Origin of the sequence: Nostoc mirabile CHAB5784 (assembly GCF_020829645.1) — a bacterium.
Classification (GTDB): Bacteria; Cyanobacteriota; Cyanobacteriia; order Cyanobacteriales; family Nostocaceae; genus Nostoc; species Nostoc mirabile.
This window is the reverse complement of record NZ_JAIVFS010000039.1, coordinates 1-24558: the sequence shown is the minus strand read 5'-3', so window position 1 is coordinate 24558 and position 24558 is coordinate 1. Positions and strand designations below refer to the sequence as shown.

General features: G+C 41.9%; 21 protein-coding genes. 14 read left to right on the top strand and 7 right to left on the bottom strand.

All coding sequences use genetic code 11. The annotated features are described in order from the left end of the window. Positions 1-216: 216 nt before the first annotated feature. From LC653_RS23135 to LC653_RS23125, 3 genes are all read left to right on the top strand, one after another. Entirely contained in the window at positions 217-1893 is a 1677-nt protein-coding gene (locus tag LC653_RS23135) for a PfaD family polyunsaturated fatty acid/polyketide biosynthesis protein (protein ID WP_229497074.1), read from the top strand. 2 nt (positions 1894-1895) lie between these two features. After that, complete coding sequence (locus LC653_RS23130) at positions 1896-3410, top strand: thioester reductase domain-containing protein (RefSeq protein ID WP_229497073.1); 1515 nt, start codon at positions 1896-1898, stop codon at positions 3408-3410. Between the two features lie 566 nt (positions 3411-3976). Next, positions 3977-4780, top strand: a complete 804-nt coding sequence (locus LC653_RS23125) for an SDR family NAD(P)-dependent oxidoreductase (RefSeq protein WP_229497072.1) — start codon at positions 3977-3979, stop codon at positions 4778-4780. Between the two features lie 83 nt (positions 4781-4863). Here LC653_RS23125 and hetI read toward each other — a convergent pair whose 3' ends face one another. Continuing rightward, entirely contained in the window at positions 4864-5583 is a 720-nt protein-coding gene (gene hetI / locus LC653_RS23120; protein ID WP_229497071.1) for a 4'-phosphopantetheinyl transferase HetI, read from the bottom strand. 657 nt (positions 5584-6240) lie between these two features. Here hetI and LC653_RS23115 point away from each other — a divergent pair. Next, positions 6241-6408, top strand: a complete 168-nt coding sequence (locus LC653_RS23115; protein ID WP_229497070.1) for a hypothetical protein — start codon at positions 6241-6243, stop codon at positions 6406-6408. A gap of 94 nt (positions 6409-6502) precedes the next feature. Here LC653_RS23115 and LC653_RS23110 read toward each other — a convergent pair whose 3' ends face one another. After that, a complete protein-coding gene (locus LC653_RS23110; RefSeq protein ID WP_229497069.1) occupies positions 6503-7567 on the bottom strand; it encodes a YheT family hydrolase in 1065 nt (354 codons plus the stop codon). 157 nt (positions 7568-7724) lie between these two features. Here LC653_RS23110 and rpaA point away from each other — a divergent pair, with 157 nt between their 5' ends. Further along, positions 7725-8468, top strand: coding sequence for a two component system response regulator RpaA (rpaA, locus tag LC653_RS23105; protein WP_229497068.1), 744 nt, complete (start codon positions 7725-7727; stop codon positions 8466-8468). Between the two features lie 727 nt (positions 8469-9195). On the opposite strand, the gene LC653_RS23100 is transcribed toward rpaA, so the two are convergent. Both LC653_RS23100 and LC653_RS23095 read right to left on the bottom strand, forming a co-directional pair. Further along, positions 9196-9573 (bottom strand): GxxExxY protein, encoded by a 378-nt coding sequence (locus LC653_RS23100; protein ID WP_229497067.1) that lies wholly within the window; start codon positions 9571-9573, stop codon positions 9196-9198. Positions 9574-9845: 272 nt separating this feature from the next. Then, complete coding sequence (locus LC653_RS23095; protein WP_229497066.1) at positions 9846-10637, bottom strand: SAM hydrolase/SAM-dependent halogenase family protein; 792 nt, start codon at positions 10635-10637, stop codon at positions 9846-9848. Between the two features lie 612 nt (positions 10638-11249). Between LC653_RS23095 and LC653_RS23090 the strand changes: the two genes are divergently transcribed. From LC653_RS23090 to LC653_RS23065, 6 genes are all read left to right on the top strand, one after another. After that, positions 11250-12152: a hypothetical protein gene (locus tag LC653_RS23090; RefSeq protein ID WP_229497065.1), complete on the top strand. Its 903-nt coding sequence runs from the start codon at positions 11250-11252 to the stop codon at positions 12150-12152. 14 nt (positions 12153-12166) lie between these two features. Next, positions 12167-14113 carry an Hsp70 family protein gene (locus tag LC653_RS23085; protein WP_229497064.1) on the top strand — a complete coding sequence of 649 codons (1947 nt, stop codon included), beginning with the start codon at positions 12167-12169 and terminating at the stop codon, positions 14111-14113. Positions 14114-14241: 128 nt separating this feature from the next. Continuing rightward, the gene (locus LC653_RS23080; protein ID WP_229497063.1) at positions 14242-14697 is read left to right on the top strand and encodes a GNAT family N-acetyltransferase; all 456 of its coding nucleotides are present in this window, start codon (positions 14242-14244) and stop codon (positions 14695-14697) included. Positions 14698-14893: 196 nt separating this feature from the next. Beyond that, positions 14894-15349 (top strand): hypothetical protein, encoded by a 456-nt coding sequence (locus tag LC653_RS23075; RefSeq protein WP_229497062.1) that lies wholly within the window; start codon positions 14894-14896, stop codon positions 15347-15349. Between the two features lie 514 nt (positions 15350-15863). Beyond that, positions 15864-17369, top strand: coding sequence for an efflux RND transporter periplasmic adaptor subunit (locus LC653_RS23070; RefSeq protein ID WP_229497061.1), 1506 nt, complete (start codon positions 15864-15866; stop codon positions 17367-17369). A 1-nt stretch (position 17370) separates the two neighbouring features. Then, entirely contained in the window at positions 17371-18537 is a 1167-nt protein-coding gene (locus LC653_RS23065; RefSeq protein ID WP_229497060.1) for an ABC transporter permease, read from the top strand. Between the two features lie 120 nt (positions 18538-18657). Here the strand turns inward: LC653_RS23065 and LC653_RS23060 are convergent, their stop codons facing one another. After that, positions 18658-19080, bottom strand: coding sequence for a mannose-binding lectin (locus LC653_RS23060; protein WP_229497059.1), 423 nt, complete (start codon positions 19078-19080; stop codon positions 18658-18660). A 428-nt stretch (positions 19081-19508) separates the two neighbouring features. Beyond that, positions 19509-19655 (bottom strand): alpha-amylase inhibitor, encoded by a 147-nt coding sequence (locus LC653_RS48305; protein WP_504828433.1) that lies wholly within the window; start codon positions 19653-19655, stop codon positions 19509-19511. On the opposite strand from LC653_RS48305, the gene LC653_RS23055 reads away from it, so the two are divergent. The 3 genes from LC653_RS23055 (at position 19585) to LC653_RS23045 (ending at position 23791) form a co-directional block, all read left to right on the top strand. Further along, the gene (locus LC653_RS23055) at positions 19585-19896 is read left to right on the top strand and encodes a hypothetical protein (protein WP_229497058.1); all 312 of its coding nucleotides are present in this window, start codon (positions 19585-19587) and stop codon (positions 19894-19896) included. The two genes, LC653_RS48305 and LC653_RS23055, sit on opposite strands and share 71 nt — an antisense overlap. 942 nt (positions 19897-20838) lie before the next feature. Further along, positions 20839-22815 (top strand): TolC family protein, encoded by a 1977-nt coding sequence (locus LC653_RS23050; RefSeq protein ID WP_229497057.1) that lies wholly within the window; start codon positions 20839-20841, stop codon positions 22813-22815. Between the two features lie 610 nt (positions 22816-23425). Beyond that, positions 23426-23791, top strand: coding sequence for a hypothetical protein (locus tag LC653_RS23045; protein ID WP_229497056.1), 366 nt, complete (start codon positions 23426-23428; stop codon positions 23789-23791). A 115-nt stretch (positions 23792-23906) separates the two neighbouring features. Here LC653_RS23045 and LC653_RS23040 read toward each other — a convergent pair whose 3' ends face one another. Beyond that, positions 23907-24362: an EVE domain-containing protein gene (locus tag LC653_RS23040; protein ID WP_372478211.1), complete on the bottom strand. Its 456-nt coding sequence runs from the start codon at positions 24360-24362 to the stop codon at positions 23907-23909. Between the last annotated feature and the right edge of the window lie 196 nt (positions 24363-24558).

Here is a 24558-nt window from a genome sequence, read left to right as displayed (position 1 = left end):
CCGCCTACGGCGACCCCCTTTTTAAGGGGGTAAAGAAGGAAAATAGCCCCTTAAAGGAAGTAAAGGAGGACAATAGCCCCCCTTTTTAAGGGGGGTTGGGGGGATCTTCAAGCAATAAACAAGTTAACCGAACCGTATTGAAACTTTTTCCAAGAGTTTATACCTTTCACCCTTCAACTTTATCATCCATTGCTTGTAATCCGAGGGATAACTGCCGTGACAACCGTAGATACGGTACTAAGTAAACACGATAATGGCCTTAACTTCTCCACCTGGTCTTATAACAAAAACCAGGTTTGGAAAGGTTCTTTAGAAACTGTATCTTTCGAGAAACAAACCATCAAAGATAAATTGATGGTATTAAATAAACCCTGCTACATCGTGAAAGTTGCCGGAAAAATCGGTGTCACAAATGAGGGTTACTTATGCTCCGGTGATAATGGCACAACAGCACAAGTAGAACTGCTAACATTTGCAGCCCCAATCCGCATTCAACAATTTGGAGATCCCAATTTTCTCTCCTCTTATGGAGTGAAATATGCCTACGTTACCGGCGCAATGGCTGGCGGAATTGCTTCTGAAGAAATGGTCATTGCACTTGGAAAAGAGCAAATTTTGAGTTCTTTTGGTGCAGGTGGTTTAACTCCAGACCGTTTGGAAGCAGCCATAAATCGCATTCAACAAGCTTTACCTCAAGGGCCTTACGCATTTAATTTAATTCACAGTCCCAATGAACCTGCGATTGAACGCCGGGCTGTGGATTTATACCTCAAATATCAAGTGAGAACAGTAGAAGCATCTGCATTTCTCGACTTGACCCCCAACATTGTTTATTACCGTGTTGCTGGATTGGGATTGAATAACGCCAATCAAATTGAAATCAAAAATAAAGTCATTGCCAAAATTTCTCGCCGAGAAGTTGCGACTAAATTTTTGCAACCAGCACCAGCCAGAATTCTCAAAGAACTCCTGGAACAAGGGTTAATTACTGAGTTACAAGCAACCCTTGCAGCCAAAGTTCCAATGGCTGATGATATTACCGTCGAGGCTGATTCTGGAGGTCATACAGATAACCGTCCCCTGGTTTGTTTGCTGCCTTCTATTATTGCCTTGCGAGATGAAATTCAAGCACAATATCATTACCAAACACCAATTAGAATTGGTGTAGCAGGGGGAATTGGAACACCACAATCAGCATTAGCAGCTTTCATGATGGGCGCTGCTTATGTAATGACCGGTTCCATTAATCAGTCATGCGTTGAATCTGGGGCTTGTGAACATACCAAAAAGTTATTAGCCCAAGCAGAAATGGCTGATATGATTATGGCCCCAGCAGCAGATATGTTTGAAATGGGAGTCAAATTACAAGTTCTCAAACGGGGTACAATGTTCCCCATGCGAGCGCAGAAATTATTTGAACTCTATCGCGCTTATGATTCCATTGAAGAGATCCCTTTAGCAGAAAGAGAGAAATTAGAAAAACAAGTTTTTCGCAAAACTATTGCCGAAGTATGGGAAGGAACTGCGGCTTATTTGTCCCAAAAGAATCCTGAAAAACTGGGTAAAGCAGTCAATAATCCTAAACTGAAAATGGCGTTGATTTTCCGTTGGTATCTAGGATTATCTTCTCGCTGGTCTAGTTCTGGTGAAAAAGGTAGAGAAGTCGATTATCAAATTTGGTGTGGCCCGGCAATGGGCGGTTTCAATGACTGGGTACGCGGTTCTTATCTGTCTGAACCAAATAATCGTCAGGTAGTTGATGTTGCTAATCAAATTATGACTGGTGCAGCCTTTTTGTACCGTGTCCAAAATTTGAAAATTCAAGGACTGCAAGCTTCCGATTATTACAGTCAGTATCACCCTGTTCGTTCTACATCATTGTTGGAGATTTAAAAATGACTATAAAACAGTCTTTCACCGCAGACGATATTCAAATATTTTTGGTATCTAACTTAGCTAAGTTGCTAGGGGTAGCAACTGATGAAATAGATGTCAAAGAACATTTAGAAAACTATGGTTTGGATTCAGCCCAAGCAATGATTCTAGTAAGTAACTTAGAAAAGTTGCTTGGATTTCAACCATCTCCATTACTCCTGTGGCATTACCCAAATATTGAAGCTCTTTCACAGCGTTTAGCTGAAGAAGTGCAAGATGGTTCACCAGTTCAAGATACAGGGATGACAGCTTCTAATGCCAACGCTGCACCCTCAATTCTAGATTTAAGTGCCGAGGCTGTTCTTGACCCTACCATCCATCCCGGTGCTGCATCTAATGTGCTTGTAGGCGAACCCAAGAACATCTTTTTAACTGGAGGAACCGGCTTTTTAGGAGCTTTTATCATCCGGGAATTGCTACAAGAAACCAATGCGGATATCTATTGCTTAGTGCGTGCTGCTAATGCCGAAGAAGGCAAAAGCAAACTCCAAAATAATCTGCAACAGTATGCAATTTGGCAGGAAGATTTTAACTCCAGAATTATTCCTATTGTCGGCGATTTATCTCAACCATTGTTAGGTATTGGTTCGGAACAGTTTCAAATTTTAGCTGGCAATATTGATACTATATATCATAGTGCTGCTTTGTTGAATTATGTTTTTCCATACTCCGCACTAAAAGCAGCCAATGTTTTAGGCACTCAAGAAGTTTTGAGATTGGCTTGTCAAGTTAAAGTCAAGCCTGTACATTACATTTCTAGTGTTGCTGTTTTTGAATCCACTGCTTATGCTGGCAAGGTTGTTAAAGAACAGGATGAATTCAATCATTGGGAAGGTATTTATCTTGGTTACTCACAAACTAAATGGGTAGCTGAAAAGTTAGTTAAAATTGCTCGTGACCGTGGACTTCCTGTAACTATCCATAGACCACCACTGATTTCTGGTGATAGCAAAACAGGCATTTGTAACACACATGACTTTATCAATTTGATGACAAAAGGCTGTCTACAAATGGGAAGTTTCCCTGATGTAGATTATATGTTAGATATGTCTCCTGTGGATTATGTAAGTAAAGCGATTGTTTATCTATCACGGCAAAAAGAATCTATAGGTAAGGCTTTCAATTTACAACATCCCCAACCCGCCGCTTTAAAAATGCTAGTTGAGTGGATACGCTCTTTTGGTTATTCAGTTGAGATGATTCCATATCAACAATGGCAATCAGAGTTAATCAATAATGTGACTTCTGCTGACAATCCTTTGTACACTCTGCGACCCTTTTTACTGGAACGCTGGTCTGATGAACAACTGACTATTCCTGATTTGTACTTACAAGCTAGAAGACCTCATATTAGCTGCCAAGATACTCTCCATGCACTAGCAGGTAGTTCTATTGTTTGTCCTCCAATTGACTCTCAATTGTTTATGACTTACACCGCCTACTTGATTCAAACCGGTTTCTTAAATATCGCTTAGTAATTCACAAATTGCGTAGGATGTGTTAAGAAAGTAATGCACCGTCCCAGATATTTTCGGGACAGTGCGTTACGGAAGCTGTAACACACCTTACAAAATAATTTTATTTAGTCCATGTTTTTTAAAACTCACTACTACTGAATAGCCAATATTTCAGATGCCAGCAACAACTCATACACTAACAGCGGCAATATAATTGCCCTGTTTTTTTATGCTCAATCATGTAAATTTTTAGGATTCACCCCTTGACAGAAGCAATTGAGGATAGAATGGTTAGTGTTGGGCATAAAAGTTTGATTTTACCTGCTGGCTGTTGTCAGTAATCAAAAGCCAGCGCTAGTAGTTTGAAATAACCGAACTTCTTTAATGCTCCACTTATTCGATGTATAAGTCCTAAATTTACGTTTGGACTGCTACATCTATCAAACCCATCACACAAGCATTTGAAAGGGTAATAACTCAAGACATTTCTTGTCGATTGAGATATTACGCGTACTTAATTGTAGAACGATAACCACTGTAAATGCAACGCAGCTTCATTAAGTTGAATTCACCAATATTCTTACATGAACACAACACATCAAACTCAGAGCAAAAAAACTGCTCTTATTACTGGAGCAGCCGGTGGTATTGGCTACGAATTAGCATGTATTTTTGCTGCTCATGATTACAATCTGGTCTTAATAGACAGAAACGGGTTAAAGCTTGTAGAAATTGCAGCTAAATTTCAAGAAGAATTCGGAAATTTTGCCAAAACTATTGTTAAGGATTTATCTATATCAACAGCTCCTGAAGAAATTTTCACGGAGTTGCAACTCGCCGATATTAATGTTGATGTGCTAGTCAATAATGCTGGATTTGGTATCTATGGATTATTTCACGAAACAGACCTAGCTACTGAATTGGAAATGCTACAAGTAAATTTGGTGTGCCTCACCCATTTAACCAAGCTATTTGTAAAGCACATGGTAAAGCAAGGTGAAGGTAAAATATTAAACGTTGCCTCAGCTGCTGCTTTTCAACCAGGGCCTTTGATGGCGGTTTATTTTGCTACTAAAGCTTATATCTTATCTTTTTCTGAAGCGATCGCTAATGAATTAGAAGGTACAGGTGTCACTGTGACAGTTCTTTGCCCAGGCTCAACCGCATCTGCCTTTCATGAAAGAACCGGAATGGCTGACTCTAAGTTGCTCAAGGGTAAGAGGATGATGGATGCACAAACAGTAGCCGAAATTGGTTTTCGCGCCTTAATGAAGGGCAAAACTATTGCGATTCCTGGGTTTATGAATAAACTACTTGCAAAAAGTGTCAGATTTGTACCCAGAAAGCTCGTAACAAAAATTGTTAGAAGTATGCAGGAAGATAAGTAAGCAGGTTGTCATTTGTCATTTGTCATTTGTCATTTGTTCGCAAAATTTCTCTTGTTTCACCCAGGAGATGAGCTTAGTCAACATCAGTACTGCCAGCACTTCAAATCCCAGTCAAAATTCTCTACAGCAACAGCTGCAACATAATTGTTAGCAGGTACTAGTTCAAAAAGACTCCAGTCTTCAGTTATCCGTAACTTAGCTGGTTGTGTGGGAGTCAACGATACTTCAATTTGCTCCAACTGAGCTAGTCCGTCTCCAGTTGCTTTTAAATAAGCTTCCTTACAAGTCCAGTAACGGAAAAATGCCTCTTGCTGTTGGTTTGCAGATAGCGATCGCAACATCTCATATTCTCTCGGTAAAAAGAACCGTTTGGCAAGAGCTTCCAGATCAGACATCGGGCGAATATATTCTAGGTCTACACCAATTTCTCTAGTACAATTCACCGCACACAAACCCAACCCTTGGGAATGAGACAAGTTAAACGCCAGTCCACTATCGGCAAATGTATCTGCTAATACTGGTTTGCCACGGTGTTGATAATTAAACTGCACTTGTAGGGGCTGGATACCCAAATAGCGACCTAATATAGTTCGGAGAATACCACGACCAGCGATGAAACGCTGTCGATGTTCTTGAAAATAGAACCGTTCAGCACGAGCCATTTCGTCACTGCAAAGAGTCGCTGCTAAATTTTGCAGCTGTACTTCTGGTTGGTCAAGGTCTATACGCCAGACATGAATCTCATCTAGTCGCAAAGTTAAATCTGTCGGTGCAGTTAGCCAAATATCATTAGGAGCAATCATTGAGTCAAAAAATCAAGGGAGTTGTACTCTAGTACTTTGTTTAATTACGACGATTATTATTGGTGGATCTGGTTTGAGCTTTAGCACTACTATATACAACTGCACCTGTTTTTCCTAGAATCTGCCAGAGGTGTTGTTAGATGTTAAGTCTAGCTGTAAACATAACTACAGGTAGCCGTAATTGCTTTTGCCAACTAAATATTGTGATTTATTGCTCTAGATGTATGCTTCTCAACTTCATCTTAAATACCCTAAGAGAGTACTTTATAACTCTTGAGAGAGAATCGCAAATTTTATTTTGGCTACAACATTAGCTATTACGGTATTACTCAAAGGAACTAAAAGGCTGTTTGAAAAGTCCTTTTGTTAGTAGCAAAAAGTTTTAGATCCCCCTAAATCCCCCTTTTCAAGGGGGACTTTGATTCTAATTCCCCCCTTTTTAAGGGGGGCTAGGGGGGATCAACGAGTACTTAAAATCACAGCTAACCACTTTTCAAACAACCTCTAAGACCAATATCTGCAAGTATCCTGAAGTAGATATATCTTTACTAGTAAATAGTTTTTCTCGGAAAGTGTTAAATCTACAACAAAAAAACTTTGCCAAAGCTTGTTAATAAAGTATTAGAACTACTTTTCTGTAAAGCATAGTGAGGATGAATGATTATTAATTTGGAGTACTTTGCCTTCTTTATACTGCTACTGGCAGCGCTGCTATTAGCAATTAGGCAAATGAGCATTGCTTTGGATGAAGTAGATATTGAGCGCTTTACTCTCTGGACAGGTATTGCTTCTGTCATTGCTGGTTTACCAATAATATTGTGGTAGCTTCTTAGTCAATGCCATCCTCTCTATTTTGGACTTTTAAACAATACAACTCCATCTGTCGAGTATCCAGGTAGCTAGAATATCGTCTCGCTTACTACCTTGTTCGGTTTTGTTCCAACCATTCTAAAACCCGATTCCATGCCCACCAAGGATCGGAATCCTTGACTTGACGCTGGCACTCTTTACTGCTCAAATAACCAACATGGCCGCCGTACTGAGTCAGGAACAAATCTATTACGGAATTGCGATCGCACGCTTGTTCTAATTCCGGTATGATACTTGGGTCAAAAAGTGGGTCATCGGCAGCATATAAAATCAAAGTCGGTTTTGAGATTTGCGGCAATATTTGTAAAGCACTACTAGCTTGGTAATATGCTTCCACAGATGGAAAACCCAGTCGCTTAATTACCAGTTCATTATCAAAACCCCAAATACTATTCGCCCGTTCAATCGCTGCTGGGTCAATACTTCCAGGATGAGCATCATGTATCCGCCATGCCAGTTTTTTTAAATTCTGTGCAATCCCCGCTTCCAAATATCTGCCAAAGGGCTTTGTAACTAGATAAGATAGCGATCGCTGTGAATCTAAACTCGGACAAATTACCATACTACCGCCAATATCGCTATCTTCTAATCCTAAATCTTCATACTCCCTAATCACCTCACCAGCAACCTTCACCGCCCATAACGCCAATTGCCCTCCTAAAGAATACCCTGTAAACCAAAATTTACTCGGACATCCCATTGCCTTAGCAGCAGCAGCGATGCGAACAAAATCTTCCCCCTCATACAAACCATCAGAAGTTAGAGTCGGGGACAATTCGGCAGTTTTACCGTGGGCACGCCAATCAAATAACACAATCGCGTATCCTTGAGCGTAGGCTTTACGCCCTAGTACCCTCAAAAACCATTCCGTCTCTAGCTCTCCAGTAATGCCATAAGTCCCGATAATCGTGCTATGAGCATTTTCCGGGATGGCAACCAAGCCAAAAATTGGCACACCTTGGGCACCAACAAAGATTTTTTCGTGATAAGACGGTTCTGGTAATAGAGTAGTACTTTCCCAGTAACCTTTTCCCCACAAAGCGGTGTATACAGTCATCATCAGACCGTTTTGTAAAAACCAAGACGGATTGTAGGGGGGAGTATAACACATCATAGACTATAAGATTTCGTGTAATTGAGTCTTGATTTCACAGTCATTTAATCTTAATATTTATGTAAGATTTAAAAACTTTTTTAGAATCGATTCAAAAATCTTTGTATCTATCAAAGGTTGTTAATTATCCTTAATAAGTAGTAATAATTTTTTAAGAATGCCGAGGATTCTTGTCATAGACGATGACCCAGCGATTTCAGAACTAGTTGCCGTCAACTTGGAAATGGCTGGTTACGATGTTAGTCAAGCTGAAGACGGCATCAAAGGTCAAGCGCTGGCTCTCCAGCTACAACCAGACTTGATCATGCTCGATTTAATGTTGCCCAGAGTAGATGGGTTTACCGTTTGCCAACGCCTGCGCCGAGACGATCGCACCTCTGAGATTCCCGTGTTAATGTTGACGGCTTTGAGCCAAACTCAGGACAAGGTGGAAGGCTTCAATGCTGGCGCAGATGACTACCTCACCAAGCCTTTTGAAGTTGAAGAACTGCTGGCGCGGGTGCGGGCCCTTTTGCGGCGTACTGACCGGATTCCCCAAGCAGCAAAGCATAGTGAAATTCTCAACTATGGCTCACTCACTCTCGTTCCCGAAAGATTTGAGGCGATATGGTTCAATGAGACGGTGAAATTGACTCACTTGGAATTTGAGTTACTTCACTGCTTATTGCAACGCCACGGTCAAACAGTTTCTCCTAGCGAAATCCTCAGAGAAGTTTGGGGCTACGATCCTGATGATGACATAGAAACGATTCGAGTCCATATTCGCCACTTGAGAACCAAGCTAGAACCAGATCCCCGCCACCCCCGTTATATAAAGACAGTATATGGTGCTGGATACTGTCTTGAATTACCTGGTATACCTCCATCAATTGAAGGGGCTTCAGTAACAGTCGTTGAATGAAATCACGCTAAATTACCTTAACTATCTAAATTCCCTTGAACTAAGCGATGACTTAGGTAAGAACTCTTTGAAACTCTTATTCCTTACTGTTTAGTTAAGGTTATTGGTGAGATTTTCCGGTGGTAGAGACGTTGCAATGCAACGTCTCTAGGACTTACGCACTGTACAAATGCATCGTGATGTGCATTACCTATCTTGAGGAAGTTTTCAGGCTTTTCTTAATTATCCTGCGATCGTAAATAGACGATGCTGTAGGGGCTAAGCTTTGCTCATTGGTGTCAACTTAACGTAAAAGCTATGTCCCGCAAGGAACTGAACTTCCTTGGCTTTTAGCGGAAGTCTTCTGTTGATGACTAAATATAGCCAAAAATCTTTAGTCTACTTCAGTAGACTTTAGCTATCAGCCTTGAACTTTAGTTCGAGACGGGTGAGGAAGCTTTCAGTTAAGCTACTTTTAGCTTAAGTTGACACCAATGAGCAATGCTGTGCCCTTACGAAAGATATGGTTTTTAACCTTAATCCATATTTGGTATTTCTTGTCAATGCGTAAGTCCTAGTCTCTACAAATGTCGCCACCGTGAAAATAAAGGTCTGAATCACAGATTAAACAGATTTAAAGATTACACCGATTTTTATCTTTCAAAATTATCCAAAAAAATCAGTGACATCCCATAATCCGTAAAATCCGTGATTCAGACATTTTCCGATAAAATCCATCTTCAAATGTTCACCTCACCAACCGCTTAAACGTCATACTCTTACTTCCAAAATTAATCAACAAACCAACCTCCAACTTATAAGCCTTCAGATAATTTAAAGCCTGAGCCAAATGCACATCCTCAAGCTGAATAACAGCCTTTAACTCAACCAAAATCTTTCCCTCAACCACAAAATCAGCCCTACGAGTTCCAATCGGTTTTTCCAAATCCTTATAAAAAATATTTTGCTCAATTTCACGCGCAAACCCCAGCCCCACTTGACTCATCTCATAAGCCAAAGCCCTTTGATAAATCACCTCTTGAAACCCATTACCCAAAAACTTATGTACCTCAAAACTAGCCCCGATAATTTTCTGAGTAATATCAACATATTTCAAACCCTCCATACAACATACCCGTATAAATAGCTAAAATAATCTTGAACACAGATTAAACAGATTTAAAGATTACACCGATTTTTACCTTTCAAGATTATCCAAAAAAATCAGTGACATCCCATAATCCGTAAAATCCGTGATTCAGACATTTTCCGATGTCGTTGTTAGCGACTTCGACCCCTTTAGCGATAAACGAGTTTTAGAAATCCTGTTCGTAGAACTGAATAAGAAGATTGCAGAAAACGTCACCGCCTTGTCGAACCTCAGCCAACTACCCGATTTCACGCAATTCGAGTTACTTGCTGATTCACACGGGGACGGCCAAAGCGTTCCCAAGCACTCCCTCCTCGCAGAAATAGCTCTAAAAAGCGCAATGGTTCTCCTGAATCGCCTCTTGACCAACCGGAACTACCAGGAGCAAAGGCTAAAGTTCCTTCAGACACCTTGAAGCTGCCATCAGAATACACTGCATCACTGACTACATCTCCAATTCGGATCACTATCTTGGTTTGAGGCTCCAAGTTGAGTGTATGCGCCCCAATAGTTGTTTTGATGTTGCCGTAGCCATCAATCCAGGCAATTCGATCTGGTGGAACATCTGGGATTTGCTCACTCTTAAGGCTATCTCCCAGAAGGCTAAAATCTTCATTCATAATGGCAGCCGCAGCTGGAGGAAACACATCCCGTGAGCGAAATTGCGATCCACCACGAGAAACGTTGACCACTCGCAACTCCTTTGTATAGTCTTTGATAAAGGAGAGCGTGTAGCCTGCATTCACACCCACTACTTTTACACCATTAGATAAAAGAGCGTAAGTTAGTCCTTCACCTTCATTATCCCGACGGGCTTCAGGATCATCCTGACGAGGCGCACAGTTATGATAAATTAGGCGATCGCTCTTTCCTGGGTTGAGTCCTAGTTGGGCAATCCAGAATCCCGTTGCCAAGGTACTGAATGCTGGAACCGAAAGCAAATGAATTTGGGCATCGGGAAAAGCCATCAGCAGACGTTGTGTGACTTCTGTAAATGCCGGATCTCCTGTACCGTAGTCTGCAATGACACAGATAAACATTCTGCTCCTCCTTCTAATGGGTGTAATTTGCAATCAATGGTTAGGTAATGGGTGGCTCTCAAACGCCTCAGTCAACCTGCCTCATCAGCAGTCTAAATGTGATCTCAACCATACGCAAGATTTATACATAATATTAAGCGCAATTTTCCGGTAAAAAGATCCTGGAACCACACAACTGAGTTAATTACATCAGTCATCATGTGATTACAGCGTGAAATCAGCAGACAAGTGTTCATTTCACCCCTATTAGTAACGTTAAAGTCTTAGAGGCTGTTTGAAAAGTCCTTTTGTTAGTAGCAAAAAGTTTTAGATCCCCCTAAATCCCCCTTTTCAAGGGGGACTTTGATTCTAATTCCCCCCTTTTTAAGGGGGGCTAGGGGGGATCAACGAGTACTTAAAATCACAGCTAACCACTTTTCAAACAACCTCTTAGTACAGCATTTCATTAATTCGTAGCGAATTAATGAAAGGCAATACCCTGCAATGCCAATGCGTCGGCTTACAATGCCAATGCGTCGGCTTACAATGCCAATGCGTCGGCTTACAATGCCAATGCGTCGGCTTGCATTAAAAACGCTACGCTTTTAGGCAAAACTGTACTTAGTCAACACAATGAAAACCATAACTTCACTTTTTAGCGAAGAACGCAACCAACTCCAGACAGATATTGATAACACAACCAGCATTGAGGAGATAGTTAAACTGGTTCAAAACCGACTTGATAATCTCGAAAGAATTTACATTCAAAAGCTGAATCTGGCTCAAGTTCGTCTGGCTTCCTTTTTCCTAGATACGCTGCGGCAGTCAATTGCCACTCTCGCTGCGGCTAACTATTCTCAAGTTGCTCCAACAGAGCAAAGGCAAATTACTAACCCTACAAAGTTTTTTTCCAGCAGGTTAATCCTGAAACTGCTAAAGGGACTAATTTATATAGGCATCTTAGGTTCGTTGTTCTCTTTAACTAAAACTACCCCAGGTGCATGGATGGCTATCTTACTAACCTCTGTACTTCTAGGAGTAGAAGTTGTACTTCAACTCGACTTAAACAATCAGCAAAATTCTATGTCTTTAGAGTTATTGCAATTACCTCAACCTATTCTCCGGGTTGATAGCAAAGTATTTTTAGATCACCTTGGCGATGCTCTCAACACTATCGACCTAGCAGTCGCTAGAGTAGAAGAATGGAATAAACATGAAGGCGACCTAGCAATAGAAGAACTGCCAGAGCTATTGAATTTTCTGCAAAGGCTAATGGGCGCATCAAAACTTGATAAACCCCAAATGGCTCATGAACTTGCAAAACTTCTCCCACAGATTTTAATGTCTCAGGGAATTAACGCTCAAATTTACCGACCAAATGACCCTCACAGCGATCGCGGCTATTTTGACTTCGAGCCAAGTATCGACCCCGATACCAAAGATCACGTAACTCTAACTCCGGCTTTGTTGAAAGGCGATCGCTTGATTAGGCGCGGTAGGGTAATTGAGCCAGTATATTCCTCTGCTAGAGAATAATAGACAATAAGGATATGGAAATTTTAGAAACAATCGGTTTTGATTTGGGACACGGTGAAACGGCTGTAGCTAAAGCTGTAGTGGAAAGCATCGACCCCCCTCAGATGCTGGAGATTAATAACAAAAAGAACCAAATTACAGCCCTTGGTTGGCATCCTAAACTCGGTTATCTTGTCGGCGAACAAGCATTAATTCAAGCTGGCGTTACCCAGCTGACAATTTCTTTCAAGCAAAAACCCAATAACGATCCCAAATATCGGGAAACAATTAGCACTTTTGTAGCAACCTACTACCGCCTTTTGAAAGAAAGCAAACAACTAGAAGGTGGGGAAGGTAGCTATTTTTACATAGGTTGCCCTTCAGGATGGTCAGTTAGCGATCGCTCCGAATACCAAAAGCTGCTTCAAGAAGCTGGTATTCCCCAACTAAATGTTGTACCCGAATCGCGGGCTGCTTTCATGCAAGCCAAAGAAGCCGGGAAGTTGGAGTATGACAAACTTGTTGGATCGGTGCTAATTGTCGATATTGGTTCTTCAACCACAGATTTTACTCTGGTTAAGAGCTTAGAAGAGATACCCATAGATTTCGGGAGTAATACTTTAGGTGCATCTCTAATTGACAAAGCTATTTTTGCCCGGACTCTCGCCAACCACGAACAAAAAGCATTACTCGAAAAAGTATTTAAGGAATATCCCCATCACCAAGCTCGTTGTGAACTTGCTTGTCGCAAAGCTAAAGAAGATTACTTTTCAAATGAACAGCTATACAGCGATCCTGAATCCTTTGCGCGTGGGTTCGAGTCGATCAACGAACAGATTTATTTTATTCCCCAAGTAAATAAATTGATGATGGAGGAAATTTTAAACCAACACTTACCGGAATTGGAGCATCATAGTTGGGTGCGATCGTTTAGCGACTCTTTAACCGAGGCGAAAGAAAAGCTAGAAAAACTTGGAATTGTGCCGAAACTTCTGCTGATGACTGGCGGTGCATCTCGGATGAAGTTTACGCACTTGCTTTGTCAGGAAATGTTTCCCGAACCAGAAACGTTGCTTCGCCCCGATTTGGAACCGGAACGGTGCATTGCACTAGGTTTAGCACGAGTAGGACGATGGGATTTGCGTGCTGCTGCTTTTAAGGAAGAAGTCAACAAACTATTTACCTCGAACAAGCTCAAAGGTTTGATTGAAAAGCATATCCCGGAGTTAATCGAATCACTCACTAAGCCTTTGACAGATGGCTTGATTGTCAACGCAGTTAAACCTGGTTTAAAAGATTGGCAAAAAAACAAAATACGGACTTTAGCAGATTTGGAAACAGCTTTGATCGGTCGGGCAGAACAGTGGCTCAAAAGCGATGCCTCCGGCAACGTCTCCGACGAACGCGCCGTGCAGATAATTAATCATCAATGCGCTTCTTGGTTTAGCAATAAAATCCAACCCGATTTAGCCGCACAAACCGATCCAATATGTCGAAAGTTTCAGATACCTAGAAGTAGCTTAAGGTTCCAAGATAGTATTGACCCAAATTTTGTTAACCCAGAGCTACGAATTGGAGATGCTATCCTAGCTGAGACAGTGGGTTTTATCGTCAATGTAGTAATTGGTGGAGGCACTGTAGCTAGTATCATCACTCTCATACTAACTGGACATTTAACCTGGCCGATTGCACTAGTATATGGGGCTTCGGTTATGGCGGCAGGAATGGAGCTAAATCGCAAGAGTGTTCAAGAAGCAATCAAGACAAATGTGGATGTACCTAGTTGGGTTCGTTCTAGTTTTTTGAGTGATAGAAAAATCGAGGATATGTGTGAGCAAATAAAGCCTGAATTAGAGAAAGTTCTTCAAGAACAACTGACAGCAGATCAAGAGGCTTTTGATAAACTGATTAGCAAAGTTGAGCAAGGGCTTCAAAAAACCCTTTCTACCAAAGTTCAATCTTGCATAATTCTGATCCAATAGCGGTGATGTGTGCCAGTAAATATAATTTTTGGATCTTCCCATTGCACCTAAACCATCCCAATTTCAACCAATATAATTAAAGTACCTGCAAACATTAAAGTAGTACTTTAAAATTAACTTGGCATATCGTGGTAACGATTCGTCCCTATCAATTAGATGATTTAGAAGATACTGTTCATCTATGGTATCGAACTTGGCATGAAACGTTTTCTCATATTAAACACCCACAGCCATATTTTTTATGGAAAGCTCGATTTCGTGATGAACTGGCTGTACACGGGGATGTTTGGCTGGCTGAAGTTGAAAATCAGATTGTGGGTTTTGTTGTAGTTATCAAAGAGGAAAAATGGTTAAGCCAGCTGTTTGTAGATGCGACTTACCAAAATCAGGGTATTGGTTCAGTCTTACTTGCCCAAGCTAAAGCAATTTGTCCGCAAGAACTGAAGCTTCACACATTACAAGCGAATATGCGAGCTTGTAAATTTTACGAACGACATGGTTTCAAGTTCAGTAAGCTATCAACTAACAAAATCAACGGTCAACCTAACGTAGAATATTGTTGGATGCCTGAGTGTGATGTTTGACTAAACGCGTTATTTTATCCATTTTAAACAATTTTAGCTTTAAGAAGTATTCGTTTTTTCTCCTTTTGTTGGTAGTTTTAGTAGCTGTAGGGTGTGTTACCGCGTTAGCGTAACGCACCATTTCAGGTTTTCGGTGCATTACGCTAGCTGGCGTAGGTTGGGTTGAGGAGCGAAACCCAACATTATCGAGACTTTGTTGGGGAACGCTTACGCTCAACAAGCAAATGCTGTTGCTCAACAAGCAAATGCTGTCGCTCAACAAGCAAATGCTGTCGCTCAACAAGCAAATGCTGTCGCTCAACAAGCAAATGCTGTCGCTCAACAAGCAAATGCTGTTGCTCAACAAGCAAATGCTGTCGCTCAACAAGCAAATGCTGTTGCTCAACAAGCAAATGCTGTCGCTCAACAAGCAAATGCTGTCGCTCAACAAGCAAATGCTGTCGCTCAACAAGCAAATGCTGTTGCTCAACAAGCAAATGCTGTTGCTCAACCTGACTTTTCACGGGATGTAGAAAAGGGGATAGACTTTTGCAAGAGGTCTAGTGATTCAAACAATAGTTGTATTTATTATCATTGGACTGATTATCACAGGGATTTTAATCAATCCCGTTATAGTAAAAAGGCGAAGAACCCGCCTAAAATACCGTTATAAAGTAAATATGGGAGCATCCCAATGCAAGTAAAATCTAACAATCTTCCGTTATTGCGTTCTTAAATTTTATTATCTCATCGAATAATAAAAACTGGGATGTACCCGTAAATATTAAGTAGGGTGTGTTACGGCTATGTAAAGATTTGAGCGTTTGAGAGAGTAGGAATTAGCCGTAACGCACCACTAAATACGGTGCGTTACGCGCTGCTTTAACACACCCTACAATTTAAGATTTACTTTATAAATCATCTCTTAGTGAAGTACAGTACTTTAGTCTACAAACCAGAGAACCTCAGCTTCAGATTGCATGAGTCGGAATATTAATAAAAACATAAATCCTTGAATTATGCATAAAAAAGAAGTTTCAAAACCTTGAATTACTAGATTTAATTTCAGAATATTGAAGTGGAGTTAGGCAATATACTAATTTTGATCGCTGATACAAGCTTGCCCAGCCGGGTGGTAAAGTTAGACAACGCCATTTCAACCATTTGATTCAGCCGCAAGGGATTGTATGACCTCAAAAACGGCGGGCGCTGCGCTTATGGAGCAGGGTAAAAAGAAATTTAAGACAGGAGTTAAATGGTTAGCTTGGTCAGGAGTTTTGGCTTCGGTTAGCGCCGGGGGCTGGCTAGTTTATGTCCATCAAAATCGACCAGCAGAGTCGGCACAGCAGCCTGTTGTCACTGTAGAACGCGGCAACATCGAAACCTCAATCAATGAGAGCGGTATCCTTGAACTGCGTGGTCAACAAACTCTTAAGTCTCCAGCAGAAGGCGCAGTCGATCGCGTGCTAGTACAGCTTGGCGATCAGGTAAAATCCGGTCAGCCGCTGATTATTCTGCGTAACCCCGACCGACAAACTATCCTCACCAACCAGCAGTTGCAGATTGAAAAACAGCAACTCACTCTGGCAAGCAACCGCCAGAAAGTTGTTGAAGCCGAGGAAAAGCTAAAAGCAGCTAAACGGGAAAACCAGACAAACAAGCAATTCCAGATTCAAAAACAGGAACTTACCCTAGCAAGTAACCGCCAAAAACTTGTTGAAGCTGAGGAAGACCTAAAAGCCGAGGAAAGGAAACTCCAGGAGCTTGAGGCTCTGGATAAAAGAGGCTTCATTGCCAAAAATGAACTTCGCACACAGGAGGAACAGGTTCGCCGTGCAAAATCTGCCGCCGGGCAGGCTCAGTTAACCGTTAACACCGATATCATCGAACTTCAGAACCTTCAGATAGAGCTACAAAATACGCAACAGCAAACGCAGAACAAAATTATGGAGGCTCAATCTGCGCTGCGAGAGGCTCAGTTAGCTGTCAACACTGATACCCGTGAACTCCAGCGCCTTCAGCTTGAACTCCAAAAAATCCAGCAGCAACTCCAGAATAATCTCTTGACTGCGCCTATTAATGGTAAAGTTCTCGACATCAAAGTTAAGGATGGGGAAGGGGTTCAGGTGCGTACTGACATGCTCACCTTGGGCGACCCCAGCGAAGAGCTGGTGTCGCTCCAGCTTTCCACCCTGAATGCGGCTAAAGTCCGAGTCAACCAATTAGCCCGTATCAGTGTTATCGGCCCTAATGCTCAGTCATTTGAGGGAAGGGTGCAAAGTTTGTCTCCTATAGCAACCACTTCTTCTGGGAACGAAAGCCAAAGCAGTAGCCAACAACCGGGGCAGGCAACGGTATCTGCAAAAGTGCGCCTTAATTCCCCTTCCCGCAAACTGATTCCAGGCAGCCAGGTAAATGTCGAGATTATTTTGCAACAGCGACAGAATGTGGTGGTTTTGGACACGGAAGCGATTGTGCGCTCAGAAGAAAAGCCCTATGTATTGGTGCGGGATAAACAAGGTAAGGCTCAGAAAAAAAATATCACTCTAGGGCTAGAGGGGTTGACTAATGTGGAAGTGACCTCTGGTCTGCGCGCTGGGGATCAAGTGATGCTGCCCGCAGCTGATTCCAAATCGGAACCAGGAACGCCAAGCGTTCCCCAAGACAATTCGACTGAAACTAAAAGCGAATAGCATGAGTCTCAAACCTTTTGACCTACTAGCTCTTACTTGCCGCTCTCTGGGCGGCAACGCTCTGCGTTCCACCTTAACCACCTTGGGCGTTTTTATGGGTGTAGCTGCGGTAACAGCAACGCTTCAGGTCGGCAGCATCAGTCGGGCAGTGATTGCCCGTCAAATGGCAGAGCGAGATGCCCCTCAGGTCATAATATTCCCGGAGTCCCAACTTCTTCGGCTAGAAGACATGAAATTCTTGCAAAAACGGCTCTTGGGCTTGCAAGCAATCAGTGCGTCCAGTTCCCCAACTTCTTCTCAAACATTTTTTCAAGATCAGGAGGCGAAAAATCCTTCGATGTTGGGTGTTTCCCAAAACTTCTTGCTGACATCGGGTAAGCAATTAGTGAAGGGACGGTTCTTCACAAGAGCAGATTTTGCCAGCTATCGACCTGTGGTGGTAATTGATCAATTTCTGGCGGACAAACTTTTCAAAGGTCAAAAGCCTATGGGTAAGCGCATTTATGCAGATCGCCGACCCTATATCGTTGTGGGGGTGGTAAAGACTAATCCCGGTAACAACGAGGCACCTGAAGGTGAGCTACTGATACCGATGTCGGTTTTCAACGCTTTAATGGGTAGCCAGGATATTGGAACTATTTGGATGCGCCCCCACAAACTCGAAGACCTGAAAAACTTGGAAGACCAGACAAAAAAACTTTTGGAGCAGCGCTTTCCAAGTCAAAAATTTTATGTTGCTAACAATGTCGAAGACATCCTGGAGCAACAGAAAACCCTTGAATCCGTTTCAATGGCACTGGCAGCAGTGGGAGTAATCTCTCTATTGGTGGGTGGTGTCGGTATTGCCAATATTACCATCGCCACTGTAGCAGAGCGTACTGCCGAAATTGGTCTGAAGCTAGCGATCGGGGCAACAAAGCAGGACATCATGTTGCAGTTCATTCTCGAAGCGGCGGTTTTAAGCTTATTGGGGGGAACTGTGGCGCTGATGACAGTGCATGGGTTGACGTTGGTGGTTGTCGGTACTTTTGATTTGCCCTACCAATTTGAAAGCAGTACAGCCGCTTTGTCCTTAGGGTCGGCGCTGCTGGTGGGGGTGGGCGCTGGTTTTCTCCCGGCTTTACGAGCTAGCCAGCTAAATCCTGTTACAGCTTTGCGTAGCACGTAGTGTTTGCCGCACTCCATAGCAGTGAATTACCCCACCTTATTTTAAAATTCAGGTGGGGTAGTTCATTTACTCAAAAGGTTCGGGCAGCAAAACTGTCTCTAATTGCATCCTACTTACTACCTATGAATACCTCAAGTTTCCATTAATATTGTCGATTCCCCGAATCAGAATTGATGTTCGGTTGAATGTGCCATTTCTTCTACGACAACTTGCTGTTAGGGTGGCTCCAGTAACACCAATGTTCCGACAAGAAGCTTGATAACTACTAGCGGCTGTGGGCCTACTACTATACCTCAAATTTCCATCAATATTGTCAATTCCCCGAATCAGAATTGATGTTCGGTTGAATGAGCCATTTCTTCTACGACAGCTTGCTGTTAGGGTGGCTCCAGCAGCACCAATGTTCCGACAAGAATTTTGATAAGTACTAGGAGAGGATGGCCCTGCAAAAGCAGCACCAATGGGAATTGTAGCCAACATTGCACTACAAACTGCAAGAGTTATTAAACGTGGTGACTGACTTAGCTTTGTGAGATAAGACACGAGTATTCTCCTTTGATAAATTGAGTTTTATTGCCATCAATGCCTTCGCAAAAAATAGAGGTAGTCTAGCTTTTGCCGAAATAGCACAAGATAAGAGCGTGGTTAACTGTTAGGCAAAACGTAAAGCTCTAGTCCAAACAGACACGATACTATAAATTCCTTCTACAAGAACCACGTAGGATTTTAGACACTTGTTTTCGCTATAAGGCAAAAACAAGCGTCTAAAATCTTATGTTTCATCTAGGCCAATACTCTTAAATTGGCGAAGGTATTAATTGCTATGAATTACCTTTGTATTTTACCTGACAAAGGACAATAGGAAAATATAACTACCAGCAGTTGTTTTTTTAGCCTGGTGGTATTACTTGCCTATTTTTGGTGCAGGAATTTCAACTTGAAAGTAAATTCAAACCTTGTCAGGGGTCAAATCAGCATCTCTCCAGTCCGTCAAAGCGGGGCAAGCGTCCTCTTCGGCTAGAGAAGCTTCTTCTGGGGTTGACCACAGTGCACGCGCTATCGGGACCGAACGCCCAAAGTACTTTGACCCGTTGCGTCATGCTGCAATTATTAGTCACAGTGACAGTTTGGTTTAAGCCACTGGTAGTGCGCCTTGCGGAAACACAGGTTGGCGCAGGAGCAGCGAATGAGGCTGGAACTGTACTAACAAGCGAAAGAGAGGTTGCGGCAGTACCGATCGCAGCCAACCGAACCAGATGTTTAACCTTTGCTATTGTTTTGTTCATAATTTATCTCCTTTGGGATTTACGCATTGAGAGAATGAAAAAAATCTGCATCCTAATTTTGTTGGTGCAGTAATTTCAACTTGAAACCTAATTTAAACTCTGACAAAAGTTTGGGCTTTCTCTCTTCATAGTGTAGGTTTAGTTATAGTTTTTCTTGACCTACTTTTCTCAAGTAGAACTAAGCCGTCAACGCCTCATCTACTTAATTCAATTTTTATATGAATCAATCTAGAAAATCAAGGCGATACAGCTTGTTTCTAAAACATAACTACAGTAATTATGTTTTGATCATGTTAACTTTTGAAACTTTCAAGAGCATTTGTAATACTAATTTTTTTTAAGATTGCAACATATCAGATTCCCCCAGACCTATAAGGAAGAGAGACTGGAAGTACCATATTTGGGAAATCTTGGGAGAAATGGTATAAAATTTCTCCGGCTTCCTGCTTTCCTCAAAACTTGGTTGTTAATAAATCTATAATATTTTGCGCTCAAAACTAAAGCACTTTTGTTTCCGAAATTTACACAAAAGGTAAAGTAAGCAGTGTAGGGTAAAATCAAGACTAGTATTCAGACAGCAGCAATGGGTTTTACTAAACGTAAACTACTGCCCGATGCAACTTACAAATCTGACAACGCCAACCTGACAGTGGCGGTGGTGTCTAAAGATTTGATAGCGAGTTGCGGCTCAATTAACTCACCACGCCTACGGCACCCCTCTACAGAGAGCATCCCAAATGTGTAAAAACATAAGCGTAATGAAATGGAGTGAAGCAATCGCAAAGTCTAGATGTTGCGATTGCTTCATTCCGCTTCGCTTCATTCGCAATGACAATCTATCATCTTGATAAATTTGCTTGCATTCGGATTCTCCCCCTCTACGAGCGTAAGGAGAGGGGATGGAGGTGAGGTGTAAGTCATGAACGCAACGTGCGATGGCTTTATCTAAACAGCGCCGAAAATCAATCTCAATCCAAATTAGGCGAGCAGAACAATCTACTAAATTAATCTCGTCATGCAGAAGCTACCTAACCAAGATTCTCAACCTCAAAACCAACTTTATCTATCTTTGCGATCGCTCAACTTATTATTACTTAATGCGGTCGTTGTTTCAACTGTTATTCTGGGTACAACTCGTATTCTCACCCAGATTTTTAAGTCCCCGAAGATATTTACACCTGCTGTTGGGGTTGAGACAGCAGTCAAACCGCCAATCGTTAGCGAAGGTAAAGGTAATCAGCCAATTAGTAAGGGCAGGAAAACGCGATCACATCTAATAGATCAAGAACGCCAACAGCCAACAAAGAGCGCAAAACCTACACTTGACGCTTCAAAAATGGCCAACACACTTGTAGCTGATTTGCAACCTCAGAACCAAAAAAACCAGCAGCTTCTTAACAACCAGATGCGATCGCTAGTAGCGCAATATCCTGACAGGCGATCGCTCTTAACCTTCAACTTAACAACTGATAAGCAGAACCAGCATCAGCAGTCACAGCAGGACTTGGTTAGAGCGCCATCTCAAAGCGTCTCCAAAGAAGAATCGCCTATCAACTTTCAGTTAACCAGTGATACGCAAGTCCAGCAAAGCCAAGCAGCAGCGCTAATTTCTCAGAATCAATTTCCAAAAGCCGAAAAAAAGGCTGAAAATAGTCTCAAAAAAAATCAACAGGAATCATTACAGGATGCTGGTACAGTTGCACTGAAGCTTTCTGATATTGTCGTCTTGGCTTTGCAAAACAATAGAACGATTAAAAACTCATATCTCGAAAGGATAGCTCAAAGACAAGACCTGGCAGTGGCAGAAGATAAATTTGCTCCTGATTTTACACCCACCCTGTCAATGTCGGTAGCATCATCCGAGTCTAGTGCAACCACAACTACTAATGAAGCTGGTCTTGAGGCAAAAATGAAGATTCCCACCGGGGGGGAACTGAGTTTTGGGTTGACAGGTAACGCTCTAACGCCTAAGATAATTTTTAATCAACCTCTATTGAGAGGAGCTGGAGTCGATGTAAATAGAGCTTCGATTAAGACTGCTCGACTCACAGAAAAAAGCAATGTTTTGGGTTTAAAATCGACATTGAGCAATACCATTACGGATGCTATTTTGGCATACCGAAATTTACTCCGCGCTCAAGAACAACTGAAAATCGAGCAGCTTTCCCTGAAAAGCGCTCAAGAAATTCTGGAAATTAACCAAGCTCTGATTGCTGCGGGTAGGTTAGCACCAGTTGAGATTATCCAAAGTGAAACAGCGATCGCTAACCGACAAGTAAGCTTGGTGGCTGCTCAAAATAGTCTTCAGTCAGCAAAATTAGCTTTACTTCAGGTTCTTGATATCGATCAAAATACCAATATTGTGGCAGCAGAAGTTCCAAAGGCGTCACCCGTTACTTTAGACCAAAACAAAATAAAGCAATTAGCACTCTTAAATCAGCCAGAGTATTTGCAGGCACAGCTAAACCAGGACATAGCTAAACTTAACCTGTTAGAGGCAGAAAATAACAGACGCTGGGACTTGGGCTTGAATATCAGTTATGACAATACAGGAGACAACGCAACACCAGACGTTAGAGCCGGGCTAACTTTTAGCAAAACATTAGGCGATCTGACAGTAGAACAAACATTTCAGCGCAGCCGAGTCAACCTACTGCAAACGGAAAACAATTTGAACGAGCAGCGTGAAAGCTTAGACATTCAGGTAACAGACGGAATTAGAGATGTTAATTTGAGTTTCAAGCAGGTCGAACTTGCAGGGCAAGCCAGGGAGTCTTCTGAACGACAACTAGAAATAGAAAGAGAAAAACAGAGATTAGGCAGGGGATCTGGAGTCTTCGAGATTGTCAGTCTGGAAAATAGTTTGGTAGAGGCAAGAAACGCAGAACTTAATGCAACTATTGAATATCTCAATGCTTTGACGAACCTTGATAAAACTGTAGGAACCACATTAAACACTTGGCAGATAACAATTGAGAGGAATCAAAAGTGATTTCTCTATGGATGCAACCACTTCCAATACTAGGGGAAACGTATCTTATTTACTAATAAACAAAATAAATCAACTCTTATCACACTTCCTAGATGGGTAACGTACAGAAAAAATAATTAACCACAGATACTCGTAGGGGCAGGGCATTACCCATTGGTGTCAACTTAACGTGAAACCCTTGCAATGACGTTATATCAAGTCCACTCAATTACTAATTAAGCCGTCGTCACCCCACCCCGCTTTTGTCTAACGACAAAATCTCCCCTCCCCGTGAACGGGGAGGGGATTAAGGGGTGGGGTAAAATGACTGTGGAATGAGCTTTCTGACTTAAGTTGACACCAATGGGCATTACCCATTGGTGTCAACAAAAGCCTAGAAATAGCTTAACTGTTGGCTTCCTCACCCGCCTGGAACTAAAGCTTTTAGGTATATTTAGTCATCAACAGACGACTTTGCTCCTGCTTTTTTTGCCAACTCGAACTTCTTCACATTTAATATAAGTAATTTCATAACTTTTGCGTTACTCAAGTTTGTGAATTCTGAACTATATAGTTGCTCAACTTAAGTATTAAATAAAATTATTACCAATACTCTAGGAAAAGCAAAGACGTGAACCGTTTCAAAAAGCTATCCTCAATTGTGTTCCTGCTATTAGCCTTCATTTATCCACCTGCTTTGGCTGAAGCCAAGGATAATACTCTAAATAATGTTCTCAAGGAACAAAGTCTTGACGCACAGATGAAATTAGTTGGCGAGCAAAGTGAAGAGCTTTTGTTAGCTCACCGACGGACTAGACGACGTTATCATAGACGGCAACGGACTGGACAATATAATTATCAACGCCAGCAGAATCGACGACATTATTATAGACGACGCTATCGCTCTGTACGTTATCACGGACAACCATATCGTCATGGAGAATGGGAACTTGTGCGTGATCGTCATGGACGATTAATATATGATTGGCAGCGTTAATAGTAAACTTTACACCCAATTTTCCCAGAGAATCTTTATACGTAAATCCTAATGTAGGCGGGAGCATCCCAACTTTGATGCACTTTTCTTTACCTAGACCTGGTGTAATTTTCAACTAGAAGGTTTTCATCGCCAGAATCTTGAAAGCTACTGCTTCAGGAACGGGCATCACTGATAACCGATTTCCTTGTCTCACCAACATTAACTCTTCGGCGCTAAACTCTTCTTTGAGTATTGATAGCAAGATGGGGTTAGAAAAAGTCTCAACAAATTCTACTACAACTGTTCGCCATCGAGGGGATTCGGAACTTGATTTCGGGTCGTAGTATTTACTTTCTGGCTCAAACTGCGTCGGGTCAGCAATATCTTTTTTCACTACACGCATTAACCCAGCAATACTGGGAGGATTCGTGTTGGAGTGATAGAAAAAAGCTAAGTCTCCTTCATCCATTTGGCGCAAAAAGTTGCGAGCTTGATAATTGCGAACACCGTCCCAGATAGTCTCTTTTTGCTGTTGAAGGTCAGCAATGCTATAGGCTTCTGGTTCTGATTTCATTAGCCAATAATTCATCTACACAAGTTATGGATATACAAATAACAAGGGTCAATAACCAAGGAGATTTTGCCCCTTGTCTTTGAGCTGGAGTTTAGACTAAGCTATACAAAATGACCCAGCAGGGCTGAGTTAATCAGAGACTTAGCAAAAGTATGAATAATCTAAGGTATTAAACAGCAACAGATGCTTCTTTACGTGGTGGAGTTACTGT